Source organism: Virgibacillus sp. 7505 (assembly GCF_002272135.1).
Lineage (GTDB): Bacteria > Bacillota > Bacilli > Bacillales > Amphibacillaceae > Terribacillus.
Genome location: NZ_NPBF01000238.1, coordinates 1 through 250, shown reverse-complemented (window position 1 = coordinate 250; position 250 = coordinate 1). Strand labels below are relative to the sequence as shown.

The 250-nt window shown below is 44.8% G+C and carries 1 protein-coding gene; it reads right to left on the bottom strand.

Annotation, left to right across the window (positions count from 1 at the left end; all coding sequences use genetic code 11):
* On the bottom strand, positions 1 to 250 hold a 250-nt coding region (locus CHH91_RS18770), incomplete at both ends, for a penicillin-binding transpeptidase domain-containing protein (protein WP_286160851.1).

Below are 250 nucleotides of genomic sequence, written 5' to 3'. Positions count from 1 at the left end.
CCCGTTGTTTTCCTCCGTCGGCTAAAGCGGCGTAAGCATTGGCGATATCAAGGACGGTGACAGGCTGTGCCCCTAAAGCAAGGGAAGGGCGGTTTTCAAATGTGCCAAGCCCTAGTTTTTCAGAAACATTTACTAGTTCGTCTGTACCAATAGACAAATGCGTTTTCATCGCATAAATATTGTCTGAGTAAGCGATGGCTTCAAGCATTGTAATAAAATCATTGGCGTAAATGTCGTTGTAGTTACTCGG